At 34.8% G+C, this 25,094-nt stretch carries 23 protein-coding genes; 14 read left to right on the top strand and 9 right to left on the bottom strand.

The genetic code is table 11. From position 1 onward, the window contains the following. Positions 1–122: 122 nt before the first annotated feature. Complete coding sequence (mfd, locus tag BMZ76_RS04020; RefSeq protein ID WP_091203424.1) at positions 123–3,491, bottom strand: transcription-repair coupling factor; 3,369 nt, start codon at positions 3,489–3,491, stop codon at positions 123–125. Then, positions 3,484–4,089, bottom strand: a complete 606-nt coding sequence (locus BMZ76_RS04015) for a hypothetical protein (RefSeq protein ID WP_091203520.1) — start codon at positions 4,087–4,089, stop codon at positions 3,484–3,486. Before BMZ76_RS04015 ends, mfd begins: the two co-directional genes overlap by 8 nt. A gap of 224 nt (positions 4,090–4,313) precedes the next feature. Between BMZ76_RS04015 and BMZ76_RS04010 the strand changes: the two genes are divergently transcribed. Both BMZ76_RS04010 and BMZ76_RS04005 read left to right on the top strand, forming a co-directional pair. Further along, positions 4,314–5,264: an L-threonine 3-dehydrogenase gene (locus BMZ76_RS04010; RefSeq protein WP_091203423.1), complete on the top strand. Its 951-nt coding sequence runs from the start codon at positions 4,314–4,316 to the stop codon at positions 5,262–5,264. A gap of 150 nt (positions 5,265–5,414) precedes the next feature. Beyond that, the gene (locus BMZ76_RS04005) at positions 5,415–6,620 is read left to right on the top strand and encodes an NAD(P)/FAD-dependent oxidoreductase (RefSeq protein ID WP_091203422.1); all 1,206 of its coding nucleotides are present in this window, start codon (positions 5,415–5,417) and stop codon (positions 6,618–6,620) included. Positions 6,621–6,681: 61 nt separating this feature from the next. Here the strand turns inward: BMZ76_RS04005 and BMZ76_RS04000 are convergent, their stop codons facing one another. From BMZ76_RS04000 to BMZ76_RS03990, 3 genes are all read right to left on the bottom strand, one after another. Further along, positions 6,682–8,556, bottom strand: a complete 1,875-nt coding sequence (locus BMZ76_RS04000; RefSeq protein ID WP_091203421.1) for a M1 family metallopeptidase — start codon at positions 8,554–8,556, stop codon at positions 6,682–6,684. A gap of 60 nt (positions 8,557–8,616) precedes the next feature. After that, on the bottom strand, positions 8,617–10,248 hold the full coding sequence (locus BMZ76_RS03995) for a S8 family peptidase (RefSeq protein ID WP_091203519.1): 1,632 nt from the start codon (positions 10,246–10,248) through the stop codon (positions 8,617–8,619). Between the two features lie 77 nt (positions 10,249–10,325). Beyond that, positions 10,326–11,186 carry an MBL fold metallo-hydrolase gene (locus BMZ76_RS03990; protein ID WP_091203420.1) on the bottom strand — a complete coding sequence of 287 codons (861 nt, stop codon included), beginning with the start codon at positions 11,184–11,186 and terminating at the stop codon, positions 10,326–10,328. Positions 11,187–11,354: 168 nt separating this feature from the next. On the opposite strand from BMZ76_RS03990, the gene BMZ76_RS03985 reads away from it, so the two are divergent. From BMZ76_RS03985 to sufD, 6 genes are all read left to right on the top strand, one after another. Beyond that, positions 11,355–11,684: a HesB/IscA family protein gene (locus BMZ76_RS03985; protein WP_091203419.1), complete on the top strand. Its 330-nt coding sequence runs from the start codon at positions 11,355–11,357 to the stop codon at positions 11,682–11,684. Positions 11,685–11,764: 80 nt separating this feature from the next. Beyond that, positions 11,765–13,213, top strand: coding sequence for a Fe-S cluster assembly protein SufB (gene sufB / locus BMZ76_RS03980; protein WP_091203418.1), 1,449 nt, complete (start codon positions 11,765–11,767; stop codon positions 13,211–13,213). A gap of 19 nt (positions 13,214–13,232) precedes the next feature. Next, positions 13,233–13,436 (top strand): DUF2683 family protein, encoded by a 204-nt coding sequence (locus BMZ76_RS03975; RefSeq protein ID WP_091203417.1) that lies wholly within the window; start codon positions 13,233–13,235, stop codon positions 13,434–13,436. Then, positions 13,427–13,699 (top strand): Txe/YoeB family addiction module toxin, encoded by a 273-nt coding sequence (locus tag BMZ76_RS03970; protein ID WP_091203416.1) that lies wholly within the window; start codon positions 13,427–13,429, stop codon positions 13,697–13,699. The genes BMZ76_RS03975 and BMZ76_RS03970 overlap by 10 nt, the downstream gene beginning before the upstream one ends. Before the next feature lie 11 nt (positions 13,700–13,710). Then, the gene (sufC, locus tag BMZ76_RS03965; protein ID WP_091203415.1) at positions 13,711–14,463 is read left to right on the top strand and encodes a Fe-S cluster assembly ATPase SufC; all 753 of its coding nucleotides are present in this window, start codon (positions 13,711–13,713) and stop codon (positions 14,461–14,463) included. Between the two features lie 81 nt (positions 14,464–14,544). Further along, positions 14,545–15,861 carry a Fe-S cluster assembly protein SufD gene (gene sufD, locus BMZ76_RS03960; RefSeq protein ID WP_091203414.1) on the top strand — a complete coding sequence of 439 codons (1,317 nt, stop codon included), beginning with the start codon at positions 14,545–14,547 and terminating at the stop codon, positions 15,859–15,861. Between the two features lie 153 nt (positions 15,862–16,014). Here the strand turns inward: sufD and BMZ76_RS03955 are convergent, their stop codons facing one another. The 4 genes from BMZ76_RS03955 to BMZ76_RS03940 form a co-directional block, all read right to left on the bottom strand. After that, a complete protein-coding gene (locus BMZ76_RS03955) occupies positions 16,015–16,395 on the bottom strand; it encodes an ASCH domain-containing protein (RefSeq protein ID WP_091203413.1) in 381 nt (126 codons plus the stop codon). A 2-nt stretch (positions 16,396–16,397) separates the two neighbouring features. Continuing rightward, entirely contained in the window at positions 16,398–17,927 is a 1,530-nt protein-coding gene (locus tag BMZ76_RS03950; RefSeq protein ID WP_208857632.1) for a PIN domain-containing protein, read from the bottom strand. Beyond that, on the bottom strand, positions 17,927–18,436 hold the full coding sequence (locus tag BMZ76_RS03945) for an ATP-binding protein (RefSeq protein WP_091203411.1): 510 nt from the start codon (positions 18,434–18,436) through the stop codon (positions 17,927–17,929). The genes BMZ76_RS03950 and BMZ76_RS03945 overlap by 1 nt, the downstream gene beginning before the upstream one ends. A 64-nt stretch (positions 18,437–18,500) precedes the next feature. Further along, a complete protein-coding gene (locus tag BMZ76_RS03940; protein ID WP_091203410.1) occupies positions 18,501–19,847 on the bottom strand; it encodes a serine hydrolase domain-containing protein in 1,347 nt (448 codons plus the stop codon). A 232-nt stretch (positions 19,848–20,079) separates the two neighbouring features. On the opposite strand from BMZ76_RS03940, the gene BMZ76_RS03935 reads away from it, so the two are divergent. The 6 genes from BMZ76_RS03935 to BMZ76_RS03910 are packed head-to-tail and all read left to right on the top strand — an operon-like array spanning position 20,080 to position 25,094. Continuing rightward, a complete protein-coding gene (locus BMZ76_RS03935; RefSeq protein ID WP_091203409.1) occupies positions 20,080–21,294 on the top strand; it encodes an aminotransferase class V-fold PLP-dependent enzyme in 1,215 nt (404 codons plus the stop codon). A gap of 21 nt (positions 21,295–21,315) precedes the next feature. Continuing rightward, positions 21,316–21,747 carry a hypothetical protein gene (locus BMZ76_RS03930; protein WP_091203408.1) on the top strand — a complete coding sequence of 144 codons (432 nt, stop codon included), beginning with the start codon at positions 21,316–21,318 and terminating at the stop codon, positions 21,745–21,747. 23 nt (positions 21,748–21,770) lie between these two features. Next, on the top strand, positions 21,771–22,190 hold the full coding sequence (locus BMZ76_RS03925; RefSeq protein WP_091203407.1) for a SufE family protein: 420 nt from the start codon (positions 21,771–21,773) through the stop codon (positions 22,188–22,190). Then, a complete protein-coding gene (locus tag BMZ76_RS03920; RefSeq protein ID WP_091203406.1) occupies positions 22,162–22,920 on the top strand; it encodes a hypothetical protein in 759 nt (252 codons plus the stop codon). The genes BMZ76_RS03925 and BMZ76_RS03920 overlap by 29 nt, the downstream gene beginning before the upstream one ends. Positions 22,921–22,936: 16 nt before the next feature. Beyond that, positions 22,937–23,260, top strand: a complete 324-nt coding sequence (locus BMZ76_RS03915) for an SUF system Fe-S cluster assembly protein (RefSeq protein ID WP_091203405.1) — start codon at positions 22,937–22,939, stop codon at positions 23,258–23,260. Position 23,261: 1 nt separating this feature from the next. Then, positions 23,262–25,094, top strand: a complete 1,833-nt coding sequence (locus tag BMZ76_RS03910; protein ID WP_091203404.1) for an ABC transporter ATP-binding protein — start codon at positions 23,262–23,264, stop codon at positions 25,092–25,094.

Genomic DNA, 25,094 nt, shown 5'->3' with positions numbered 1-25,094 from the left:
ATTTAGAAAACTTTAAATACTACCATACCTTTAATCAAAATTTAAATGAAATTGAAAAATTGATAGTTAAGTAATTTAACAAAGCTTCCAGTCTTCAAAAGACTGAAAGCTTTGTTCACCATTTATTCATCCCCCAACATCTCCATCAATTCCAAAGCTGTCCTGGTATTTTTCACATTGTCAAAAGTCAACAAAAGTCGTAATCCAGCTGGCGTTTGCTTCTCTTTCATTTTACAAATAGCACTGTGTTTTTGCACAAACTGTAACACATCCTGAAAACGTTTAGATTGATAATAATCGGATTGTTGATCTGAAATAAAATAACCAATCATCTTGCCTTGTTTCATTACTAATTTTTCGATTCCAATACGGGTTGCAATCCATTTGATTCGTATACTATTCATTAACGCTTTGGAACGTGGCGGCATTGGACCAAAACGGTCTATCAATTTATTTTGAAAAATGATCAATTCCTCTTCATTTTTTACTGCGCCTAATTCATTATACAAACTCAATCGTTCCGATACATTATTGATATATTCATCCGAAAACAACAACTCAAAATCAGTGTCGATTTGCAGGTCTTTTACATATTCTTTGGTTTCCAAATTGTTTTCCTCCGGATACAAATCCTTAAATTCATTTTCTTTCAATTCATCGATGGCTTCATTCATGATTTTTTGGTACGTATCAAAACCGATTTCGTTAATGAAACCACTTTGCTCGCCTCCCAATAAATCTCCGGCACCACGAATCTCTAAATCTTTCATCGCAATATTAAATCCACTTCCCAATTCACTGAATTGTTCCAAAGCCTGAATTCGTTTTCTGGCATCATCCGTCATCGCAGAATATGGCGGACAAATAAAATAACAAAACGCTTTCTTGTTGCTACGTCCTACCCGACCGCGCATTTGATGCAAATCAGACAATCCGAAATTATTCGCGTTATTGATAAAAATCGTGTTGGCATTGGGAACGTCTAATCCACTTTCGATGATCGTGGTTGCGACCAAAACATCAAATTCTCCATTCATGAATGCCAACATCAACTCTTCAAGTTTTCTCCCTTCCATTTGTCCGTGACCAATTCCAACTCTGGCATTTGGTACCAAACGCTGAATCATTCCTGCAACTTCCTTGATATTTTCTATTCTGTTATTGATGAAAAATACCTGACCGTTTCGCTGAATTTCATACGAAATCGCATCTCGAATCAACTCTTCACTGAAACCGACCACATTCGTTTCAATTGGATATCTGTTAGGTGGAGGAGTTGTAATTACCGACAAATCACGTGCTGCCATCAACGAAAACTGTAACGTTCTAGGAATTGGCGTTGCGGTCAAAGTCAGCGTATCAACATTTGCAGCTATGGTTTTGAGTTTGTCTTTTACGTTGACCCCGAATTTTTGTTCCTCATCCACAATCAACAATCCCAAATCTTTGAAAACTACATTTTTGTTAACCAATTGGTGTGTTCCAATGACAATATCGAGTTTTCCTTCGGCCAATTGTTTTAAAGTTTCCGCTTTTTGTTTGGCCGTTCTAAAACGGTTTAAATAGCCAACGGAAACTGGCATATCTTTCAACCGTTCTGTAAATGTTCTGTAATGTTGGTACGCTAAAATTGTTGTTGGAACCAATATCGCGACTTGCTTGCTATTGTCCACCGCTTTGAAAGCCGCACGAATGGCAACTTCGGTTTTACCAAAACCCACATCACCACAAACCAAGCGATCCATTGGACGGTCGCTTTCCATATCGGCTTTAACTTCTGCCGTAGATTTGGTTTGGTCCGGTGTATCTTCATAGATAAACGAACTTTCCAGTTCATTTTGTAAATAACTGTCGGGTGCAAACTGAAATCCTTTTTCGAGCCTTCTTTTGGCATACAACTGAATCAAATTGAATGCAATATGTTTAACTCTTGCTTTGGTTTTTTGTTTTAAAATCTTCCAGGCGTTCGAACCCAATTTGTAAATTTTGGGCGGCGTTCCGTCTTTTCCGTTGTATTTTGAAATCTTGTGCAGTGAGTGAATGCTCACATACACAATGTCATTATCGGCATACACGAGCTTGATGGCTTCTTGCGTTTTGTTTTCAACCTGTATTTTTTGCAATCCTCCAAAGCGCCCAATTCCGTGATCGATGTGCGTCACATAATCACCTACGGACAATGTCGTGAGTTCTTTTAAGGTAATATTCTGTTTTTTCGAATAGCCATTTTTGATGTTGAATTTATGGTAGCGTTCAAAAATCTGATGGTCGGTGTAACAGGTTATTTGATTTTCTTCGTCAATAAATCCTTGGTACAAAGGCAAAACAATCGTATTGTACTGCTTTCGGATATTCTCAGAATTGGCCTCATCCAAAGTTTCGAAAATATCATGAAATCGTTTCGCCTGAGCTTCATTTGAACAAAACAAATAATTTTTGTATCCGTTAAAATGATTCTCATTCAGATTATTCAGCAACAAATCAAATTGCTTGTTGAATGATGGTTGCGGCTGAATGTGAAATTCAAATTTTTTGGTGGTTCTAAAAATAGCTTTCGAACTCAATTCCACAATCGAGAAATCCAACGCTCTTTTTATAAATTCCGCTTGATTCAAAAATAATTGTTCCGGTGTCGAACGTTTTATTTCCTGCGATAATTTTGCGAAAGCTTCTTCGGCTTTGCCAAATTGTTTGTCTAATTGTGATAAAAAATCTTCGGTATTCTGAATGAAAATTACCGTTTTCTCCGAAATATAGTCCAAGAAACTTTCTCTGTTTTCCTGAAAAACTTTGTTTTCCACATTTGGGATTATAGTAATCTTTTTTTGTGTTACGATGGACAATTGCGTCGCTACATCGAAGGTACGAATGCTCTCCACTTCGTCTCCAAAAAACTCAATTCGGTACGGATTATCATTCGAAAAAGAAAACACATCGACAATTCCTCCACGAACCGAAAATTCTCCGGGTTCCGTAATGAAATCGACTCTTTTAAATTCGTATTCGAACAATACTTCGTTAATAAAATCGATGGAAATCTTGTCGCTAACAGCAACTTTCAACGTGTTTTTATCCAATTCCTTTCGGGTTACCACTTTCTCAAATAATGCTTCAGGATAAGTGACAATAACGGCCGGTTTTTTGCGGGAATTGATTCTGTTAAGGACTTCAGCGCGAAGCAAAACATTTGCATTATCGGTTTCTTCAATTTGGTACGGACGACGATACGAACCGGGATAAAAGAGCACATCTTGTTCGCCAATCATTTGTTCCAAATCGTTCAAATAGTATGCGGCTTCTTCTTTGTTATTTAAAACAATTAAAAAAGGAAGCTCCGATTGTTTAAAAACAGAACGAATTATAAACGAAACTGCAGAACCCAAAAGTCCCGACAGCTGCATTTTTACTTGATTATTTTCCAATAAACGAGCAACTATTTGCTGAGTTTTTGGCGCATTATCGTAGGTATTATATAGGACTTTTTTACTCAACGCGTGGGATATTTGGATCTATAACTGGTGTATTGGGAATGGCTCTTGCCGTGTCCATCATTCTCCTTAATTCAGATTCACCTTCCTCAATAGGGATTTTACTTTTCTCCACAATTTTGTCCATTTGTCTTTGAAGTGAAACCAATTCCAAGTTAATTTCTGACACTAATAAGGTCACTTTTTTATCCGGAATGTTATCCAAATGAATAAATAAATCCAACAATCTAACTTTAGTAATCAAAATCGAAATTCTGCTTTTTATTTGAGGTTTGTTGTATTCGTAAGGAATATTATCGTTTAAAGCCATTGCTTTTTTAGAAAGCGCTTTCGATTTTTGCTGAAAAGCTCCAATCGTTTTTTTAGGCTTTTGCGCTAGTTCAGCCAAAAACATGCGCCATTCGTTCCAAGATGCCATGCTTTTTTCAGCAGCCTCCGTTACTGGCGTGTCATACAAAACCCAACCTTTCTGTATGTTTTTAAATATAACTTCTCTTTTTTGAATTTCTTTCTTATTTTCTACCATGCGTTTTTCATTGTCATTTTTGCAGGACAATAAAAGAAAAAGCAGCGAAAAGAAAACGGCTAAAATGTATTTCATTTTTAATTTCATTAAAGCACAAAGTTACAAAGTAAATTTACAATAATGAATTCCTGTATTGGAATAACAATCTAATATTGCTATACTGATTTTTATGTTTAAAAACATCCGAAATTAAGAAATTACGTATTTTTTTAAACACTATTTTAAGATTTTTATAATGATTTTCATCAAAGTTATGTTATTTGCGAAAACGTTATCTTTGTTTTTCAAAACAGACAAAAATGAGTACAAAAATATTGATTATTGGCGCTTGTGGCCAAATAGGAACGGAGCTTACCCAAAAACTACGAAAAATATACGAAACAGAAAATGTAATCGCTTCGGATATCCGAAAGTTAAATATTGATGTGGTGAATTCCGGTCCATTTGAAGTGGTAAACGCTTTAGATTTTAATCAAATTGAACATTTAGTGGAATTGCATCAAATTGACGAAGTGTATTTGATGGCCGCATTATTATCTGCAACAGCCGAGAAAAACCCAGCTTTTGCTTGGGACTTAAATATGAATTCGTTGTTTCATGTTTTGAATTTGGCGAAAGCCGGAAAAATAAAAAAAATATTCTGGCCTTCGAGTATTGCGGTTTTTGGACCAACAACTCCGAAAGAAAATACACCACAATATACGATAATGGAACCTTCAACGGTGTATGGAATCAGCAAACAAGCCGGAGAAAGATGGTGTGAATACTATCACAATATTTTTGGGGTGGATGTCAGAAGCATTCGCTATCCGGGTCTAATCAGCTGGTCATCGCCTCCTGGTGGCGGAACCACGGATTATGCGGTAGATATTTTTCACAAGGCACTTTCGGATAAAACATACGAATGTTTTTTGTCCTCAGAAACAAAAATGCCGATGATGTATATGGACGATGCTATTGCGGCGACCATTCAAATTATGCAAGCGCCAGTAGAACAAATAAAAATTCATTCTTCATATAATTTGGCTGCAATGAGCTTTACGCCGACGGAGATTGCTGCCGAAATCAAGAAACATATTCCTGAATTTACAGTTACTTATGAGCCGGACTTCCGTCAAAAAATAGCCGACAGCTGGCCAGCAAGTATTGATGACGCTGAAGCCAGAAAGGACTGGGGATGGAAACATGAATTTGATTTGGAAACGATGACTAAAGATATGTTGAAAAATTTGAGTTGGGAAAAAGCATAATACTTTTATTTATAAAGAGTTCGGGTTTTAAAAAATTAAGGTGGAAATCTAGTTTTTTGAAACCCAATTTTTTTTAATTGTGTTTTGTGTTTTTTCTTTAGCATCATTTAAAAAAATGTTTTCGTTAAATTTGATAAAAACCTCAGCGCCATGAAACTAAAATCAAGTGAACCTTTTTGGTTGGTAAAAAACGGAATCGTCAACTCCTATCCGTCATTAAGAGAAAATTTGGACACAGAAATTTTAATCGTAGGCGGAGGAATAACGGGCAGCCTTATAGCTCATCAATGTATGGAAGACGGTTACAAAACCGTGCTGATGGACCGACGAGAAATTGGTCACGGAAGTACATCGGCGACGACATCCATGTTACAATATGAGATTGACGTTCCTTTGCACCAACTCATTGATTTAATTGGTGAAAAAGCCGCCGTTGAAAGTTATTGGGCGTGTTATAAATCGATTGATGATTTGAAGAAAATCGTGCAACAGGTAAAATCTGATTGTGGATTCAAGAAAAAAGAATCGCTCTATTTTGCCGCTGTAGAGAAAGACGTTGGTTGGTTAAAAAAAGAATTCGAGGCGCGAAAAAAAATTGAAATGCCTGTAAAATGGCTCGAAGCTGATGAAATTGATAAAAAGTTTCACATCAAACATTCGTATGGTGGAATCTTGTCGGAACAAGGCGGCAGTATAGATGCATTCAAATTAGCCCACGATATTCTGGCGTACAATCATGAAAAAGGATTGAAAATCTTTGATAAAACGGATATCAAAAAAGTCACTTACAAACAAAATGGCGTCAGCGTTCTAACAGAACATGGCACTACCATTACCGCTAAAAAAATAATTTACTGCAACGGTTTTGAAAGTACCGAAATCATTAAAGATGAGTTTGTAAAATTACTTTCTACTTACGCAATAGTGGGAGAACGGTTTGAAGACGACCAATCACATATTAACGACACTCTTTTTTGGAATACGGCGGAACCCTACATGTATATGCGAACCACAGATGACAACCGATTACTTATTGGTGGAGAGGATGAGGATTTTGTAAATGCCGAAAAAAGAGATTCCTTACTAAGCGACAAGTCAGTTAAGCTCACCAAATATCTGAAGAAAATTTTACCCGATTATGATTTCAGAATGGATTTTGTCTGGGCGGGTACTTTTGGCGAGACTAAAGACGGTTTACCTTACATTGGCAAACATCCTAATTTCAAAAGTGCTTATTTTGTTTTGGGCTTTGGCGGAAACGGCATCACATTTTCTGTAATTGGAATGGAGCTCGTTTCTAAAATGTTGAAAAATAAGAAGCATCCTTTAGCAGAATATTTTAAATTCAGAAGGTAATTTTCAATAGCAACACCTGACTAGATTGCATAAAAAAAGCCCTTTTCAGGGCTTTTAAATATTACTTTAATTCGTAGGTATTGTTTTCTTTCTTGATGTCAGCCATTAAGCTGCTCGGATCGATGGTAATTTTCTTGATGGCGCTTTTAGGTTTCGCAATCATGAATTCCATTGTAGGATAAGCCCAAGCCCAATCACCCAAAACCGTTCTTTTTATGGCGGGATTCGGATTTTCTTTTTCAAAACTCATCATACGCAACGGAATGTAAAAACTCTCCAATGTTCCATCTGTATATTCCACTAACAAATCAATTGGCATTGGCATTCTGCCTATTCTTTCTAATGTTACAATCGTTTTTTCACCAATGTCTCTCGGTTCTCTAATACCGTAATCAATAGTGTTGGTGGTTTGTGTCCAATCCGTCAAGTACCAATCCAGATTTGCTCCAGTAATTCTTTCGGCAGATCTTTTGATATCGTTTGGCGTAGGATGTTTGAATTTAAAATCGCTGTAATACTTTTTTAAGGTTTTCATCAAATTTTCTTTCCCTATCAAATACATTAATTGTGTCAGGAAAAGTTCTCCTTTGCTATACGAAGTGATGCTGTACACTCTGTTTTCGTCAAAACGATCTGCATGTGTGGTTTGTGGCAATTCTTTCCCTGAATTTACCATTGAAAAATATCCAGCATACGCTCCTGTGAATGGGTTTTCTACTTTTTTATCTGCAATTTCATTCATTCCTAAATCTTCCAGAAATGAAGTAAAACCTTCGTCCATCCATCCGTGTTTTGATTCATTGGAAGCCAATACATGCTGGAACCAAGAATGCGCCATTTCGTGAGCGGTTACTCCTAATAATCCTTCAAAACTTCCTTGTCCTAAAATCAGCGTACACATCGCATATTCCATTCCGCCATCGCCGCCTTGAATCACAGAATATTGTTTGTATGGATAATCACCAACTGTTTTATTGTAAAATGCCATTAACTGCACTGTTTTTGGCTGCAAATTTTTCCAGTTTTCTATATATTTTGGATTGTTTTTATACAAGAAATGCAAGTCGACATTGTTCGGACCTTTCACTACGTCGTGAATGTACTCTTTGTCAGCTGCCCAAGTAAAATCATGAACCATTGGTGCATTAAAGTGCCATGTCAACGTTTTAATTCCCTTTGGAAGGGTCACAACTACGCCTTGATCTTGATATCCGTGTCCAATTGTATTTTTGTTTTGTAAATAACCCGTACCGCCTAAAACGTATGCTGCATCGATGGTAATATTCACGTCAAAATTTCCCCAAACACCATGAAATTCTCTGGCAATATAAGGATCCGCATGCCATCCTTCAAAATCGAATTCGGCAATTTTAGGGTACCATTGTGCCATTGACAATTCTACCCCTTCAGCATTATTTCTTCCGGAACGACGAATTTGAATGGGAACCTGACCGTCAAAATCTAACTTTAAAGTAGTTTTTGAATTGGGAAGTATTGGCTTAGCCAAAGTAACTTCGAGAATTGTTCCTACCGCTTTTACCGGAATATTAACTCCGTCCTGCCTGAAATTAGTGATATTCAAATACCCCGTTTCATTAGGTTTTAGATTTTTGATTCGGCTTTCTTTCACTTCATTAATCCCCGAATTTATTTTGTTAACCATTCTGGCATCAGGGTCCTTAATACTTTGAATTCTGGCATCCATTTCGCTTCCTGGCTGGAAAGCATTATTATAAAGGTGATAATATACTTTTCTTAAGGTGTCCGGAGAATTATTGGTATAAACCAATTCCTGTTTTCCTTTGTACTCATAAGTCTTAACATCCATGGTTACATCTATTTTGTAATCAACATGCTGCTGCCAATAAGAAGAGCTTTGAGCAAACAAATTTGCAAAACTTAATGTAAAAAAAGATAATAAAAGTAGTTTTTTCATATAGGTTAAAAATAAAAATGGAAGAACAAAGTGCTCTTCCATTGATGAATATTTGAATTGTTATTTTTTGGACATTTTTTCTGCCATCAGTAAAGCATTGTATGCATTTACTATTTTCCCTGATTTAGACAGAGTAGTAAAAGCACGCGTATCACTTGCTTTTCCTCCCACAACAACAGCTGTTGAAATAGCAACCCCTGAATCCATCAAGATATGTTTTACCTGTTGAGCAGATAATTTTGGATAATAAGAACGAATCAGTGCGGCAACTCCGGCAGCATTTGGCGCAGCCATTGAAGTTCCTTGCAAATATTTATAAGTGTTATTTGGAGTTGTAGCGTAAATTTTTACGCCGGGAGCAAAAACGTCTACATTTATTTTTCCTATATTAGAAAAACGAGCCACAACTTTATTTCCATATTCAAAATTTAAAGCGCCAATTGTGATTAAATTATCGGCAAACTCCGTTACTTTATCTTTTGAATCGTTGGGGAAATTTTCAGCAAAGTCAATATCTTTTGCATCATTACCGGCTGCGTGAACAATCAATACATCTTTTTTCTCAGCATATTTTATCGCATCATAGACCCATTGTTTGTGTGGAGAAAAACTTTTTCCAAAACTTCCGTTGATTACTTTCGCACCATTATCTACTGCATAACGAATTCCTAATGCAATATCTTTATCATACTCATCACCGTCTGGCACTGCACGAACCGTAAGGATTTGAACATTATTAGCAACACCATCGCCACCTAAAACATTGTTTCTGGTTTGTGCAACAATTCCGGCAACGTGAGTTCCATGAAGAATTTCATTCTTGTCTGGTCCCATTACATTATTGTTTCCGTATTTTGTATTAGTAATATCGTTTGGATTATCTCCTACAACTTTACGGTAATCTGTTTTAAGATGATCCCCGTTGATAAGTGCAACCTGGTCGTCTAATTGTTTTTGAACAGCAATTTTCAACTCTGATATTGTCAATCCATACGAAAGCATTTGTTGCATGGCCGCCTTACTTTTTTGTGTTACCGGTTCTTGTGAAACAATTGCATTTACCTCTTCGATTGTATAAACTGGTCTGCCAAAATGTTTAACTAAAACAGCATCACCAGCAGCAATAGTCTCTAACATTTGCTGTGAACGTGTTTTTCCAGCAGCAGCATCAGCCACTTTTTTATCATTTAATGCTTTTGCCGCCTGGTAAGTAGCATCATCAACTAAAGTTTTGTCTTTGATAATTCTTTCGTATTCCAAATTTTCTTTGGTACTGTCTCCAAGAAAATTCCATCCGTGAATATCATCAATGTATCCGTTTTTGTCATCGTCAATTCCGTTTCCGGCAATCTCTTTTGTATTGGTCCAAAGTACAGATTTCAAATCTTCGTGTTCGATATCCACACCAGAATCTACAATTCCAACAATTACTGGCACGCCTTTTTTACCTTTTAATAATTCGGCGTAAGCCTTATCAACACTCATCCCAGGAATGGTATCGGTCACAATATCTAAATGACTCCAACGTTTTAAGTCGTTTTCAGTTATTGGTGCCTTTTTTGTAATGTTTAAAGGGGCGCTTATGGCAACTAGGTCAGAATTACTAGTGTTTGAAACTTGTTTTGAAGCGCCACATCCTACTAGTGCTAAAAAAGCAAAAGCAGAAATGTAAATGGGTTTAATGGTATTCATTTCGAATTTTTTATTTAGTTTTTGAAATATTTGTCTAAAATAATTTTTTTTTGTTACAAATGAAACTGTCCTTAACACTATGTTAAGACTTCATCGCATTTATAAACTTCTTTGAGCCGTATGCCTTTCTCGGTTTTTTGCACGGTTATGATTTCATTGTGCGCATCGTGTTCCAAGAACAAATAATAATTATTATCCGCGGCGGCATTTAGAAACTTTGTTTTTTCAGGCATAGTCAATAATGGTCTGGTGTCATAGCCCATCACGTAAGGAATAGGTACGTGTCCGGCTGTTGCCAATAAATCAGCACAAAAAACAATGGTCTTATCCTTATATTGAATGTGCGGAATCATTTGCTTTTCAGTATGTCCATCAGCAAAGAAGATGCCAAAACCCAATTCTGATTTTTCTAAAAAATCGTTTTCGGGTCTTTGGATGAAATTCAGCTGACCGCTTTCCTGTATGGGCAAAATATTTTCAGACAAGAAAGACGCTTTTTCCCGAGGATTTGGTTTTGTAGCCCATTCCCAATGATTTTCGTTAGACCAGAATTTAGCATTTTTAAAAGCAAGTTCGTATCCTGTTTTGTCAGCGTTCCATTGTACGCTACCACCGCAATGGTCAAAATGCAAATGCGTCATAAAAACATCAGTAATATCATCCCGATGAAAACCATATTTGGCCAACGATTTGTCCATCGAATGGGTTCCCCAAAGCGAATAATAACCAAAAAATTTCTCGGATTGTTTGTTCCCCATTCCGGTATCAATCATTATAAGTCGGTTACCATCTTCAACCAATAAACAGCGTGCGGCAATATCAATTAAATTGTTTACATCAGCCGGATTGGTTTTGTTCCAAATCGTTTTTGGCACCACGCCGAACATTGCGCCGCCATCCAATTTAAAATTGCCTGTTTCTATAGGATATAGTTTCATTTTTTTTGTAGGTTTTGATAGGTTTCAAAGTTAAGGTATTCAAATGCTTTTAGCGGTTTCAAATAGCTTTTTTCTATTTTAACATTGATTATAAAAATGTTATCAATTATGGAAAAAGCATTTTATACACTATCTTTGTCATTAATTTAGACAAAATCAATATAAGCTATGATAAAAGTTTCTGACACAGCAAGAAAAAAAATCATCGATTTAATGAAAGATGATGGTTTTGACGCTGCAATCGACTACGTAAGAGTGGGTGTAAAAAGCGGCGGATGTTCTGGATTGTCTTATGATTTAAAATTTGATAAAACAAAAAGCGACGATGATAAAATTTTTGTAGATAACGATATAACTATTGCAATCGAAAAAAAATCTTTTCTATACTTAGCCGGAACAATATTAGAATTCTCAGGGGGAATTAATGGAAAAGGGTTTATTTTCAATAACCCAAACGCCAATAGAACTTGTGGTTGCGGAGAATCATTTTCACTTTAGTCGAATGTTGACAGTCATATCGTCGAAAGACTGGTAATGACTTCAAAACTTTAGACTTTAAAACTTTAAGACAAAAAATTATGTCAAAATATACAGAAGACGACTTAAAAATCGAACTCGAAACTAAAGAATACGAATACGGATTTTACACCGAATTGGAATCAGAAACCTTTCCTATTGGTTTAAGTGAAGATATAGTTCGTGCTATTTCGCACAAAAAAGGAGAACCACAATGGATGACCGATTGGCGTCTTGAGGCGTATCGTGCTTGGGAGCAAATGACAGAGCCGGAATGGGCAAATGTGCATTACACCAAACCTGATTTTCAGGCCATTTCTTATTATTCAGCTCCAAAAGCGGTCGATCCAAACAAAACATTGGACGACGTAGATCCGGAACTTTTAGAAATGTACAAAAAGTTGGGCATCTCTGTCGATGAACAAAAAATGATGAACAATGTAGCGATGGATATTGTTGTGGATTCTGTTTCAGTAGCCACAACATTCAAGAAAACATTAGGTGAAAAAGGGATAATCTTTATGAGTATTTCTGAAGCCATCAAAGAACATCCAGAATTAGTCCGTAAATATTTAGGAACAGTTGTCCCACAAAAAGACAACTTTTATGCAGCTTTGAATTCGGCAGTTTTCTCTGACGGATCTTTCTGTTATATTCCAAAAGGCGTTCGTTGCCCGATGGAACTTTCGACTTATTTCAGAATCAATCAAGCAGGAACTGGGCAGTTCGAAAGAACATTATTAATTGCCGATGAAGGCAGTTATGTAAGTTACCTTGAAGGTTGTACCGCTCCAAGTCGTGATGAAAACCAATTGCATGCCGCAGTGGTAGAATTAATCGCTTTGGACGATGCCGAAATAAAATATTCAACCGTACAAAACTGGTATCCTGGAAACAAAGAAGGAAAAGGCGGAGTTTTTAATTTTGTAACCAAAAGAGGAATTTGCGAGAAAAACGCAAAAATTTCTTGGACACAGGTAGAAACCGGTTCAGCGATAACGTGGAAATACCCTTCCGTTATTTTAAAAGGAGATAATTCAACAGGAGAATTTTATTCGATTGCTGTGACCAATAATTTCCAGCAGGCTGATACAGGAACTAAAATGGTGCATTTGGGTAAAAACACGAAGTCAACTATTATATCTAAAGGAATTTCTGCCGGAAGATCTCAAAACAGTTATCGAGGTTTGGTCCGCATTTCACCAAACGCAGAGAACGCCAGAAACTTTTCGCAATGCGATTCCTTATTAATGGGAAACAATTGCGGCGCGCATACGTTTCCATACATCGAAAGCAAAAATCCATCAGCAAAAATAGAACATGAGGCTACGACAAGTAAAATTGGCGAAGACCAAGTTTTCTATTGCAACCAACGTGGAATTCCAACCGAAAAAGCAATTGCGTTGATCGTAAACGGTTTTAGTAAAGACGTATTGAATAAATTACCAATGGAATTTGCCGTAGAAGCACAAAAATTATTAGAAATTTCGTTAGAAGGTTCTGTGGGGTAATTTTTTAAATCTAAATATTATGGATATAATTTTAAAAAATGTAAAGAAAAAAGATTTTCCAGTCTTAAAATCATTGGCAAAATCGCTTGGATTTGAAATTGTAAAAGAAGAAAATCCATATAACCCTGAGTTTGTAAAAGAAATTTTGGAAGCAGAACAAAGCATTAAAGACGGGAAAGGGATAAAAATGACGATGGAAGAAATACGTGCTTTATGCAAATAGTATTTACGACTAAAGCTAGAAAAGATTTAGATTTTTGGATTAAATCTGGAAATAAAAACATTTTAAATAAAATTACAGATTTAATAGAAGACATTCAACTACATCCTTTTGAAGGAATCGGAAAGCCGGAACAATTGAAATACCAGCTTTCTGGAAAATGGTCAAGAAGAATAAATCAAGAACATCGCATTATATATAAAGTTACCGAAGAAAATACAATTGAAATATTAGACATTTTATCACTAAAAGGTCATTACGAATAAACAAAGACAACATGTTAAGTATAAGAAATTTACACGCCTCAATTGGGGACAAAGAAATATTAAAAGGAATCAACCTTGAGGTAAAAGCAGGAGAAATTCATGCGATAATGGGACCAAACGGTGCCGGAAAAAGCACATTAGCCTCAATCATTGCAGGAAACGAAAACTACGAAGTAACCGCAGGTGAAATCTCTTTAGACGGAGAAGACCTTTCGGAATTGGCACCAGAAGAAAGAGCGCACAAAGGAGTTTTCCTTTCGTTTCAATATCCAGTGGAGATTCCAGGAGTTTCAGTGACGAACTTTATCAGAACTGCCATTAATGAAACCCGTAAAGCAAATAGTCAGGAAGAAATGCCGGCAAACGAAATGCTAAAAGTGATTCGTGAGAAATCAGAATTATTAGAAATCGACAGGAAATTTCTGTCTCGTTCTCTAAACGAAGGTTTTTCTGGTGGAGAAAAAAAACGTAACGAGATTTTCCAAATGGCGATGCTAGAACCAAAATTGGCTATTCTTGATGAAACCGATTCTGGACTTGATATTGATGCTTTACGAATTGTGGCTAATGGGGTTAACAAACTAAAAAGCGACAAAAATGCAATCGTAGTTATAACACACTACCAAAGATTATTAGACTATATCGTTCCTGATTTTGTTCACGTGTTATACAACGGAAAAATTGTAAAATCTGGTGGAAAAGAATTAGCGCATGAATTGGAAGAAAAAGGATACGACTGGATTAAACAAGAACAAGAAGTGTAAAAATTTGTTTGAAGTTTAAAGTTTAAAGTTGCCACCAGATAACTTTAAACATTTAAACATTAAACTTGAAACAAAATAAAAATGGATTTAAAAGAAAAATTACTATCATCTTTTATGGCTTTCGAAGAGCGTATTGATGTTCACGCTGAACTTCATGACGTGAGAACTGCCGCCATAAAAAACTTTGAAAATAGAGGTTTCCCAACCAAAAAAGACGAAGCTTGGAAATACACGTCACTAAACGCCATCTTAAAAAATGACTTTACCGTTTTTTCAAAACAAGATAATGCAGTTGAATTTAACCATGTAAAAAAATATTTTTTACACGAAATAGACACGTATAAAGTAGTGTTCATTGATGGGGTTTTCAGTTCGCATTTATCGTCAACCACACACGAAGGAATTGATGTTTGTCTGATGTCATCGGCATTGACCAAACCAAAATACAAAATGGTAATTGATACTTATTTTAATCAAATTGCCAACAGAGACGAAAGTTTGACGTCATTGAACACCGCTTTTGCTATTGAAGGCGCCTACATCAATATTCCAAAAAGTAAAGTAGCGGATAAACCAATTGAGATTATGTATTTCTCAACAGGGAATGAAGCGGCGCTTTTGGTTCAGCCGAGAAACTTGGTGATTGTTGGAGAGAATTCACATGTCCAAATTATTGAGCGCCATCAAAGTTTAAACGAAAATCCCGTGTTAACGAATTCTGTTACTGAGATTTTTGCTCAAAAACGCGCTATCGTTGATTATTACAAAATTCAAAACGATACGCTTGAAGCAAATTTAATTGATAATACTTATGTTTCTCAGAAGCAAGAAAGCCATGTATCCGTTCACACTTTTTCTTTTGGTGGAAACCTCACGAGAAACAACTTGAATTTTTATCACTTTGGCGAACACCTAACAAGTACTTTAAACGGAATAACAATTATTGGTGAAAAACAACATGTCGATCATTATACTTTAGTGAAACATTCCACTCCAAATTGTGAAAGCTTTCAGGATTATAAAGGAATCTACTCTGATCGTTCTACGGGAGTTTTTAACGGAAAAGTGTACGTGGAGAAAGAAGCTCAAAAAACAAATGCATTCCAAAAAAGCAATAACATATTATTGAGCGACAAAGCGACGATTAATGCAAAACCACAACTAGAGATTTTTGCTGATGACGTAAAATGTTCTCATGGCTGTACTATTGGACAATTAGACGAAACCGCAATGTTCTACATGCAACAACGCGGAATTCCTAAAAAAGAAGCCAAAGCGTTATTGATGTATGCGTTCTCAAATGCCGTTATCGAAAACATTAAAATACCGGAATTGAAACAACGAATTACCAAAATTATCGCTACGAAATTAGGCGTGAAAATAGGATTTGATTTATAATCAACACTAAGAAAAAGTTATAATGGTAACCCTGTCAGAGTTTAAAACTCTGACAGGGTTTATTTTTTTAGGAGCTTTTCCCGCCATTAGTTGCAATCTTTTATTGTTTTAAAGAAAACAATAAAAGGATTTTCACTGCTATCGGGGCTAAAATTATTCTATTGAATTAAAATAGGCAAAAGATTGAGGGGGTGTCAAATTATAATCTTCCTTAAGATTTTTTGGTGTTTTAAATCTTCTCTTATTTTTAATTTGAATCGCAAAACCTTGTTCTTTGTCAGCAAAATATTCATAGAAATAATCTTCTGTTATTCCAGAATATTCTTTGGTTTTGTCCCAAAGCGTTTTAAGATCAAAATTGAATATTTCACCAATTTCAAATTCACCAATCACCTTTTGAACAGGTGAACACGCATAAACTAGGACTGAAGTGACATTTTGGTTTTTAAAAATAGCTTTTCTGAATTCAAATTTTTTAGTACCATCAAATATCTTATTTGCAAATTGGGGCTTAATTGACATTACTACTTTCATAACTATTTTTTGATTTTATATGCAAAATTAATTAAATCGTTGAACTGTTCATTAGTTAATTTTATAAAGCCTAAAGGTATGCTTTTACTGTCTTCAAAAATCTTTAAGTCAATTAAATTTCTTATGGTTGGTTTGGGAGTTGGTAATGAATGTGCAAACAAAAAATTAATCACAAAAGGTCTATACTTAGGATATTTATCCCACCACTTATTTCTTAAATCATCTTTAGAGATCATAGTTTTCCTATTACAAGAGTCGAAAAAATCATCAAAAGTTTTAAAATCATTTTTAATGTTTTCCACTATACAAATAGTCGTGATAGTACTTGTATAAATTTTTTGAGTCCCTTCTTCTCCGATTCTATAAATTAAAACAATATCGCCAGATTTTAAATTTCTATCTTTTGAATGTGAAATATAGGCTTTACTTATTCGATTTCTGTGAGGTTCGTTTTCAGTATATTTAGATTTATCTTCTCTTGTATTTATACTGTCTGGAAAAAGCTCTGTATGATATTGAGGTTCAATTTTTATAATATATTTATCTGTTTCTCTAGAAAAGAACGGAAAAGTTAATTTAAGATTTTGAATGTTCTTTGGTAAATTTTTACCAAATGATCTGACATATACTCGTTCTTCTCCATTTTTGGTTGTTTTTAATCCGTGGTAAACAAATCCCCATTCTTCAAGCATTTCAATTAGCTGTTCTTGTTCAGGCCTTTTGACAAAAAGAGTGACATAAATTTCTTCAACTTTATACTGAATAGCATTGTCAAAGATAGTTTTAAGAAATCGCTCTCCAATTTTATATCCGTTTCCCGTAACTTTTAAAGTACCAATTTTTAATCTCTTTTTTGGTTGAAAAACAGGTGAAATGTTTGAGTAATTTTCTTCTTCACTTTCTGTTTTTACAAAAAGAAATGCTGTTAAATTTCCATCACTATGACACACATAACACGACTCTTCCGATTTGCCATTAAACCAAACATCAAATTCCGTATAATCTTCTCTAAAACTATCAAAAAATGATTCTTTAATCTTTACCTCTGCAAAATCAACTTTTTTTACAGCTAAAACTTTAAAATTGACTAATTCTGGATTTTCTGCAGTAACTTTTTCAAGGAAATTTTGAATTTTAAAAACTCTTTCACTTATTCCAAGCAAATTGGCTTTAGTGTGAATTTTTTTGTCTTCTGAAATTAAGATATCAACCCTACCTTCATAAACTTCATTTAAGATTTGAGTGTCATTTATATCATTATCTTGATTATCTACTTTTTTGCTTACTTTTAATATTTCTTCTCCTAATGGAGCTTGATGTTTTAGTAAATTGTAACTCTGAATCTTAATACTCATTGTGTCAAGAGCATTTGGGTCTTTATATCTTTCTAATTCTTCGACTGTTAAAGGATGAATGTGTTTTGAGTACTTTAGATTATCAATCCATTTGAAAAGTTGCCCAATTTCTGGTTTGTATATTTTACTCGCTTCTCTATGAATAATGATATTGGTATCTAGTAAAATTTTCATCATTAAATAATTTCCATTAGTTGAGTATAGTTTCTATCTTTTATTTCAATATGAGGTATTGAATATTTGTCGGAAAGATATTTTGCATATTCTATTTCCATTTGTTGTAATTCATTCAAAACTTTAACATCATAAATTTTGCCATCTCTTGCTTCTAATCTTTTTGCAATTTTTTCAACTACATCAATTACAATCCCTATAGCTTTTGGATTAATTTGGTCAAAAGTATCTTCATCAATTCTACTTGGCATTCCATCTGAATTTAATAGACAGAAATGACCATCAAGAAGATATTTTTCATCTGTTCTAATTAGATTTTCCAGCCCTTTTATTAATCTACTTTGGGTTGAAGCAATATTTTTTACAAGTTTATTATCCCTATTGCTAATTTCTTCCCATTTTAATATTTGACTAGCAGTAAGGTGAATTGAGCCAGTTTTTAAAGCTATTTCATTACAAATTGTACCTTTTCCAACACCGTGAATTCCTCCAATAAAGATTATGTTTTTCATAAATTACTTAAAACGAGTTAAATGCTTTTGTAATATTAATGAAAATAAATAAGAATGTAAGTATTTACTTCTTTAAACTTCCCGCAATCCCTTTCAACATTCCATTAAAATCAAATTCAGGTTCTTCGGTTAAACCCATTCGTACAATCACTAAATCAAGTGACGGAATAATCGCCACCATCTGACCTTGAAAACCGCTGCAGTAATACATATCTCTTGGCACATCAGGAAAATGTCCGTTGGCATTGAGCCAAAAATGTCCGCCATATCTTCCGTCAGATCTATTCGTAGGAGTTGCAGTATATTTCTCCCAACTTTCGTTGAAAATTTGTTCGCCGTTCCAGTTGCCTTTGTGCAAATACAACAACCCAAATTTTGACCAATCTCGTGTTGTAGCCCAACCGTAGGATGAACCTACATAATTTCCGGCCATATCTGTTTCGATCACCATAGAATTCATTCCTATTTTATCAATCAAAGCCGAATACCAAAAATCTAAATATTCCTGATGCGTTTTGAACTGTTTTCGCAAAATCCCGGAAAGCAAATTCGTCGTCCCTGAAGAATAATTCCACCGCATATTGGGTTTATATTCCGCCGGTTTTTCTAATTGCGCGCGAGTCATATCTTCAGACTGAAAAAGCATTTTGGTGGCATCAGAAATAGTCGCGTAATCTTCCACCCATTGTAAACCGGAATTCATGTGCAGCAAATCGCTTGTTGTAATCAATTTTCGGTTGTCATTCGCCCATTCTGGAATTGGCGCAGGATCATCAATGTCAAATTTTCTTTGTTTCTCCAAAATTCCAAACATGGTACTAGTAATACTTTTGGTCATGGACCAACCTAATAATTTACTATTTTTATCAAAACCAGTATCGTACTTTTCAGCAATGATTTTGTCTTTATAAATTACTAAAAGGGAACGCGTTCTTTTTTTGATTTGCCATTTTGTATCAAAAGCATTGGCTACAGCGGCATTCAATTTAGTATAATCAACGTTACTAAAAATGGTGTCTTTAGGTTCCTTATTTCCATACGGAAAAGGTAAATTGTTGTTCAATTTTGTTCTTTTGGGAACCAAATACGGTTTTGAAACATCAAAATCATCGTTGATTAAAGTAGCACCTAAACCTTCGCGGTAAATCGCTTTTCGTTCTTTCAAACCATAAACCGAAGCAGCGGCAAACTTTCCGGCTTCTTCAATTTGGTTTTTGGCCAAATCAATCATATCGATATCATTATCTCCTTTCTCAATCATTTCCTGTGATCGATTATCAATAAAATGACCTGAAGCCATACTTTTGGCTGAAAAGCCAGAAATTAAATCCATTTTTGGATAGGTGGTGAACCCAACATAAAAGATTCCGATAAAAGAAGCTAAACCAACGAATTTGAATAATTTTTTCATAGAAATTAATTTTCAGCAATTTAATAAAAAAGAAGTACAATTTTTTAACCAATACTCGAATGAGAAAATCAACTTTTATTAACAAGTGTTTGCCAAAAATTAATTCCAATTTCACTACTTTTGTATTTAGAAAAATTCTAAATAATGCAAGGCTGATTTCAAATTAGTCTATCTAAAAATGTTGACTATTGGCTTTATATTTTTCCAATAAAAACATTAAAAAAACAGACACATGTTAGACATAAATAAAATTAGATCCGACTTCCCTATTCTTTCCCAAAAAGTAAACGGAAAACCGTTGGTTTATTTCGACAACGGAGCCACTTCGCAAAAACCACAGGTGGTGATTGATGCCATTTCAAAATATTATCAGGAAATTAACGCAAATATTCATCGTGGCGTACACACATTAAGTCAACTAGCAACTGATGCATACGAGATTTCACGCGGTAAACTTCAAAATCACATCAATGCAAAATTTGCCCATGAAGTTCTTTTTACTTCGGGAACAACACATGGAATTAATTTAGTTGCCAATGGATTTGCTTCGATTTTGAAACCAGGCGATGAAGTTTTAGTTTCGGCATTGGAACACCACAGCAATATTGTGCCTTGGCAAATGTTGTGCGAGAAAACTGGAGCGACTTTACGAGTAATTCCAATGAATGAGAATGGCGAATTGATCATGTCCGAATATGATACATTGCTTTCGGATAAAACGAAGATTGTAACCGTAAATCATATTTCGAATGCTCTTGGAACTGTCAATCCAATTAAATATATGATTGACAAAGCGCATGAAGTTGGCGCGGCAATTTTGATTGATGGAGCGCAAGCCGTTCCGCATTTGAAACCTGATGTTCAGGAATTAGACTGTGATTTTTATGTTTTTTCAGGACACAAAATATGCGGTCCCACAGGAACTGGAATTTTATACGGAAAAGAAGCTTGGTTGAATAAATTACCGCCGTATCAAGGTGGAGGCGAAATGATCAAGGAAGTGACTTTCGAGAAAACTACTTATGCTGAGTTGCCTCATAAATTTGAAGCTGGAACACCAAATATTGCCGGAGGAATTGTTCTGGGAACTGCTGTTGACTATATGAATGAAGTTGGATTTGATAACATTCAACAGCAAGAAAAGGAATTATTAGAATACGGAACTAAACGATTATTGGAAATTGAAGGTTTAAAAATTTTTGGCACCGCCAAAGAAAAAACTTCCGTAATTTCGTTTAATATTGAAGGCATTCATCCGTACGATATTGGTACCATAATTGACAAATTAGGAATAGCTGTAAGAACCGGCCACCATTGCGCGCAACCCATTATGGATTTCTTTAAAATTCCGGGAACACTAAGAGCATCTTTTGCCTTTTATAACACCAAAGAAGAAATTGATGTAATGGTTGAAGCTATTAAAAAAGCGCAACTAATGTTATCTTAAAAAAATTAAAATCATCAATACATGAAAATCTTATCATTATTATTTCTAACTATTTTTCTGGGAAACGGTTGCGATAGTGCCAAAGCGCAGGATATTGAAACCGCAGTTATTGAATACACGGCTAATACCAGAGGCTTCTATCAAAAGATAACGGTAAAAAATCAGATGCTGACGGTTTCGAAAGATAGAGACGGCAATGACAAACCGGTACCAAAAAAATTATCGGATGCCGACTGGAAAGAATTAGTGGATTGTTTTAAAACAGTGAAATTGGATAGTTTGTCTAAGCTCAAAGCGCCCAGCGAAAAACGTTTTCATGACGGTGCCGCTATAGCCAAACTGAAAATTACCATTAAGGAGAAAGCCTATGAAACCACTAGTTTTGATCACGGTTTTCCACCAAAAGAAATTAAGAAATTCGTAAATACGATAACTTCATTAGCTAAAAAATAAAACTGAAATAAATTCAGCAGAGTATGAAAATTAAAGAAATACAAGATGAAATTGTTGATGAGTTCTCCATGTTTGACGACTGGATGGAGCGGTATGAATACATCATCGAATTAGGAAAAAAACTCCCTTTAATCAAAGAAGAATACAAAACCGAAAACAACATTATCAAAGGTTGCCAGTCCAAAGTGTGGTTGCAAGGAGAGCAAACGGATGATAAAATTATTTTCACTGCTGACAGTGATGCCATTTTGACCAAAGGAATTATTGCGATATTAATTCGTACTTTTTCCAATCAAAAAGCATCTGATATTCTGGAAGCCGATCTGAATTTTATTGACGAAATAGGTTTGAAAGAACATTTATCGCCAACACGCGCAAACGGATTAGTTTCGATGATAAAAAATATAAAAATGTATGCTTTGGCATTCAGCACGCGGAATTAATTTAATTATTGGTATGAAAAAAATATTTTTAACAGTGTTAATTTTAGCATGCAATATAGTTTTCTCACAAACAACATTGCCAGTAACATATTCAAAAATCAAATTTGTTTATGAACAAAAATCGAACTTTTTTATTGAAGATGACAAAGTGTATGCAGACACATTATTACTTAAAGCTGAATATCCAAAATTAAAATTTTCAAAGGTAATAAGTCCGTCTGATTCGACAAAAATTATTGGATTTCTTGAAATTAAAAGTTTTAATAACGAAGACAAAAAAATACTACAAAGTAATTTATATCATACAACTCATACGATAGAAGGAACCTATGATTTAAAAAAGAATAAAACAAAACTATTTTTTACGAGAGGAAATAAGGCATTAAATGAAACTTTTAAAAAATATTTTGGAGGTAACTACAATGCGTTTATATTCAATGTCGTTGTTAATTACAATGAAAAAAAAATACATACTAACTATCCCAAAACGAATTATACAAAATCGTTTGACTCACAATTAAAAAAGATCAACTTTACAAGTGACGATAAAAGTATAGGAACGTACACTTTTCAAACAAACAAAGATTTTCAAACCAATTTAGTTACTTTAGACAAAAAGTACAATAATAAAATTACCCCTGATATTATATTTTCAAACAATGATTTTGGAGTTATTAAAATAGCTTCCCTATTTGATACAATTACATTAATATCAGTTATTTACGAGTAATAAAATAATAAAAATTATGACACAAGAAATAGACACTGCCGAATTAGGAGAATCAATCGTAAAAATATTAAAGACTATTTATGATCCGGAGATTCCTGTCGATATTTACGAATTAGGATTAATTTACGACGTGATGGTCAATACGGATTTTGAAGTAAAAATCCTGATGACGCTCACATCACCAAACTGCCCGGTTGCAGAAAGTTTACCACGAGAAGTGGAGGAAAAAGTAAAATCATTAGAGAATGTAAAAGACGCTGAAGTAGAAATTACTTTTGATCCGCCTTGGAGCAAAGATTTAATGAGCGAGGAAGCAAAATTAGAATTGGGAATGCTTTAAAATGGCGCGGACTCAACCCAAATCTTTAAACGATCAAAAAATTGGATTAAAATCTTCTTTTGATTCGCTTTTTTTTATACCCCGCTTTTTCAAAGAAATTTGGCGTACTAACAAAACGTTATTCTTGACATCAGCTTTTTGCAGAATCGTTGCGGCTTTGTTGCCCGTTGCAATTTTATGGGTTGGAAAACTCATTTTTGATGCCATCATCCAAATTACAACACACGGCGAAAAGGATTATTCTACGCTTTGGCATTCTGTGGCAATAGAGTTTATACTCGTAGTGTTATCTGATTTGGTAGGTCGGGCAATTTCACTTACCGATGGAATTCTTGGAGATCAGTACAATATCAATAGTTCGATTAAAATCATTAAAAAGACTAATGAAATCGATATTAGTCTGCTGGAAAATTCTGAATTTTACGACAAGCTTGACCGAGCAAGAACGCAAACGGCAGGCCGTGTCGATTTAATGTCGAATGTTTTAGGTCAGGCGCAAACTACTATTTCTATCTTTTCGCTTGTGATAGGATTGATTTATTTTGAACCTTATTTAATTGTCTTATTAGTTTTAAGCATTTTTCCATCTTTTATTAATGAAGTACGTTTCAGTCAACAACAATATTCGCTGGCCAGAAGCTGGACTTCCGAAAGAAGGGAATTGGACTACCTTAGATTTATTGGCGCCAATGATAAAACGGCAAAGGAAATTAAGCTTTTTGGATTAACTAGCTTTCTGGTCGAAAGATTTGAAACCCTTGCAACACGCTATTTTAAATTAAATAAATCGCTCGTTGTAAAACGTTCCAGTTATGGGTTTTTATTCAATGTATTAGGATCAATTAGTTATTATGCAGCGTATGTTTTTATAATTTACAGAGTGCTTTCGGGAGGAATAACACTTGGTGAATTAACTTTTTTATCCGGGAGTTTCAATCGTTTAATGAGTAGTCTGCGAGATTTTTTTTCGAAATTTACTCGGATATCCGAAAGTTCTTTATATCTGAAAGATTATTTTGATTTTCTTGACATTCGATCCGAACATAAAAATGAAAAGGAGATTCCCTTGCCAGAGAAAATCAAAACCGGATTTGAATTTAAAAACGTCTATTTTGCGTATCCGGAATCTGAAAATCAAATAGTAAAAGATATTAGTTTTGTTATAAAGGCAGGAGAAAAAATAGCATTTGTTGGGCAAAATGGTGCTGGAAAAACCACACTTACTAAATTACTGCTTCGGTTTTACGAACCAACCTCGGGTGAAATTTTGCTTGACGGCATCAATATAAATCGCTATAATAAGGCCAATTATCAGGAATATTTTGGAGTTCTTTTTCAGGATTTTTTCAAGTATGAATTTTCAGTGAAAGAAAATATTGCCATCGGAAAAATTGATGAAATTAATGATTACGAACGAATACAAAAAGCGGCTGAATTGAGTTTGGCCAACGAAGTTGTTTCTGAATTAAAGTATGGCTACGAACAACAACTAGGAAAACGATTTGCCAAAGGTCAGGAACTATCCGGAGGACAATGGCAAAAAATCGCATTGGCACGGGCTTACATGAAAAATGCTGAGGTTATGATTCTGGACGAGCCCACATCAGCACTGGATGCCAAAGCCGAAAGCGAAGTTTTTGAGCGATTTATAGGATTAATAAAAGATAAAACGAGTGTGATCATCTCTCATAGGTTTAGTACGGTAAGACAGGCAGACCGCATTTTAGTCTTACAAGAAGGTAAGATCTTAGAATCAGGAACGCATAATGAGTTAATGGAAAACAATAAATTATATGCCCAACTGTTCACACTGCAGGCTGAAGGGTATCAATAA

This window comes from Flavobacterium xueshanense, from assembly GCF_900112975.1.
Taxonomy (GTDB): domain Bacteria; phylum Bacteroidota; class Bacteroidia; order Flavobacteriales; family Flavobacteriaceae; genus Flavobacterium; species Flavobacterium xueshanense.
Note: the sequence above shows the minus strand (reverse complement) of the source record. Positions and strands in the feature narration are given on the sequence as shown.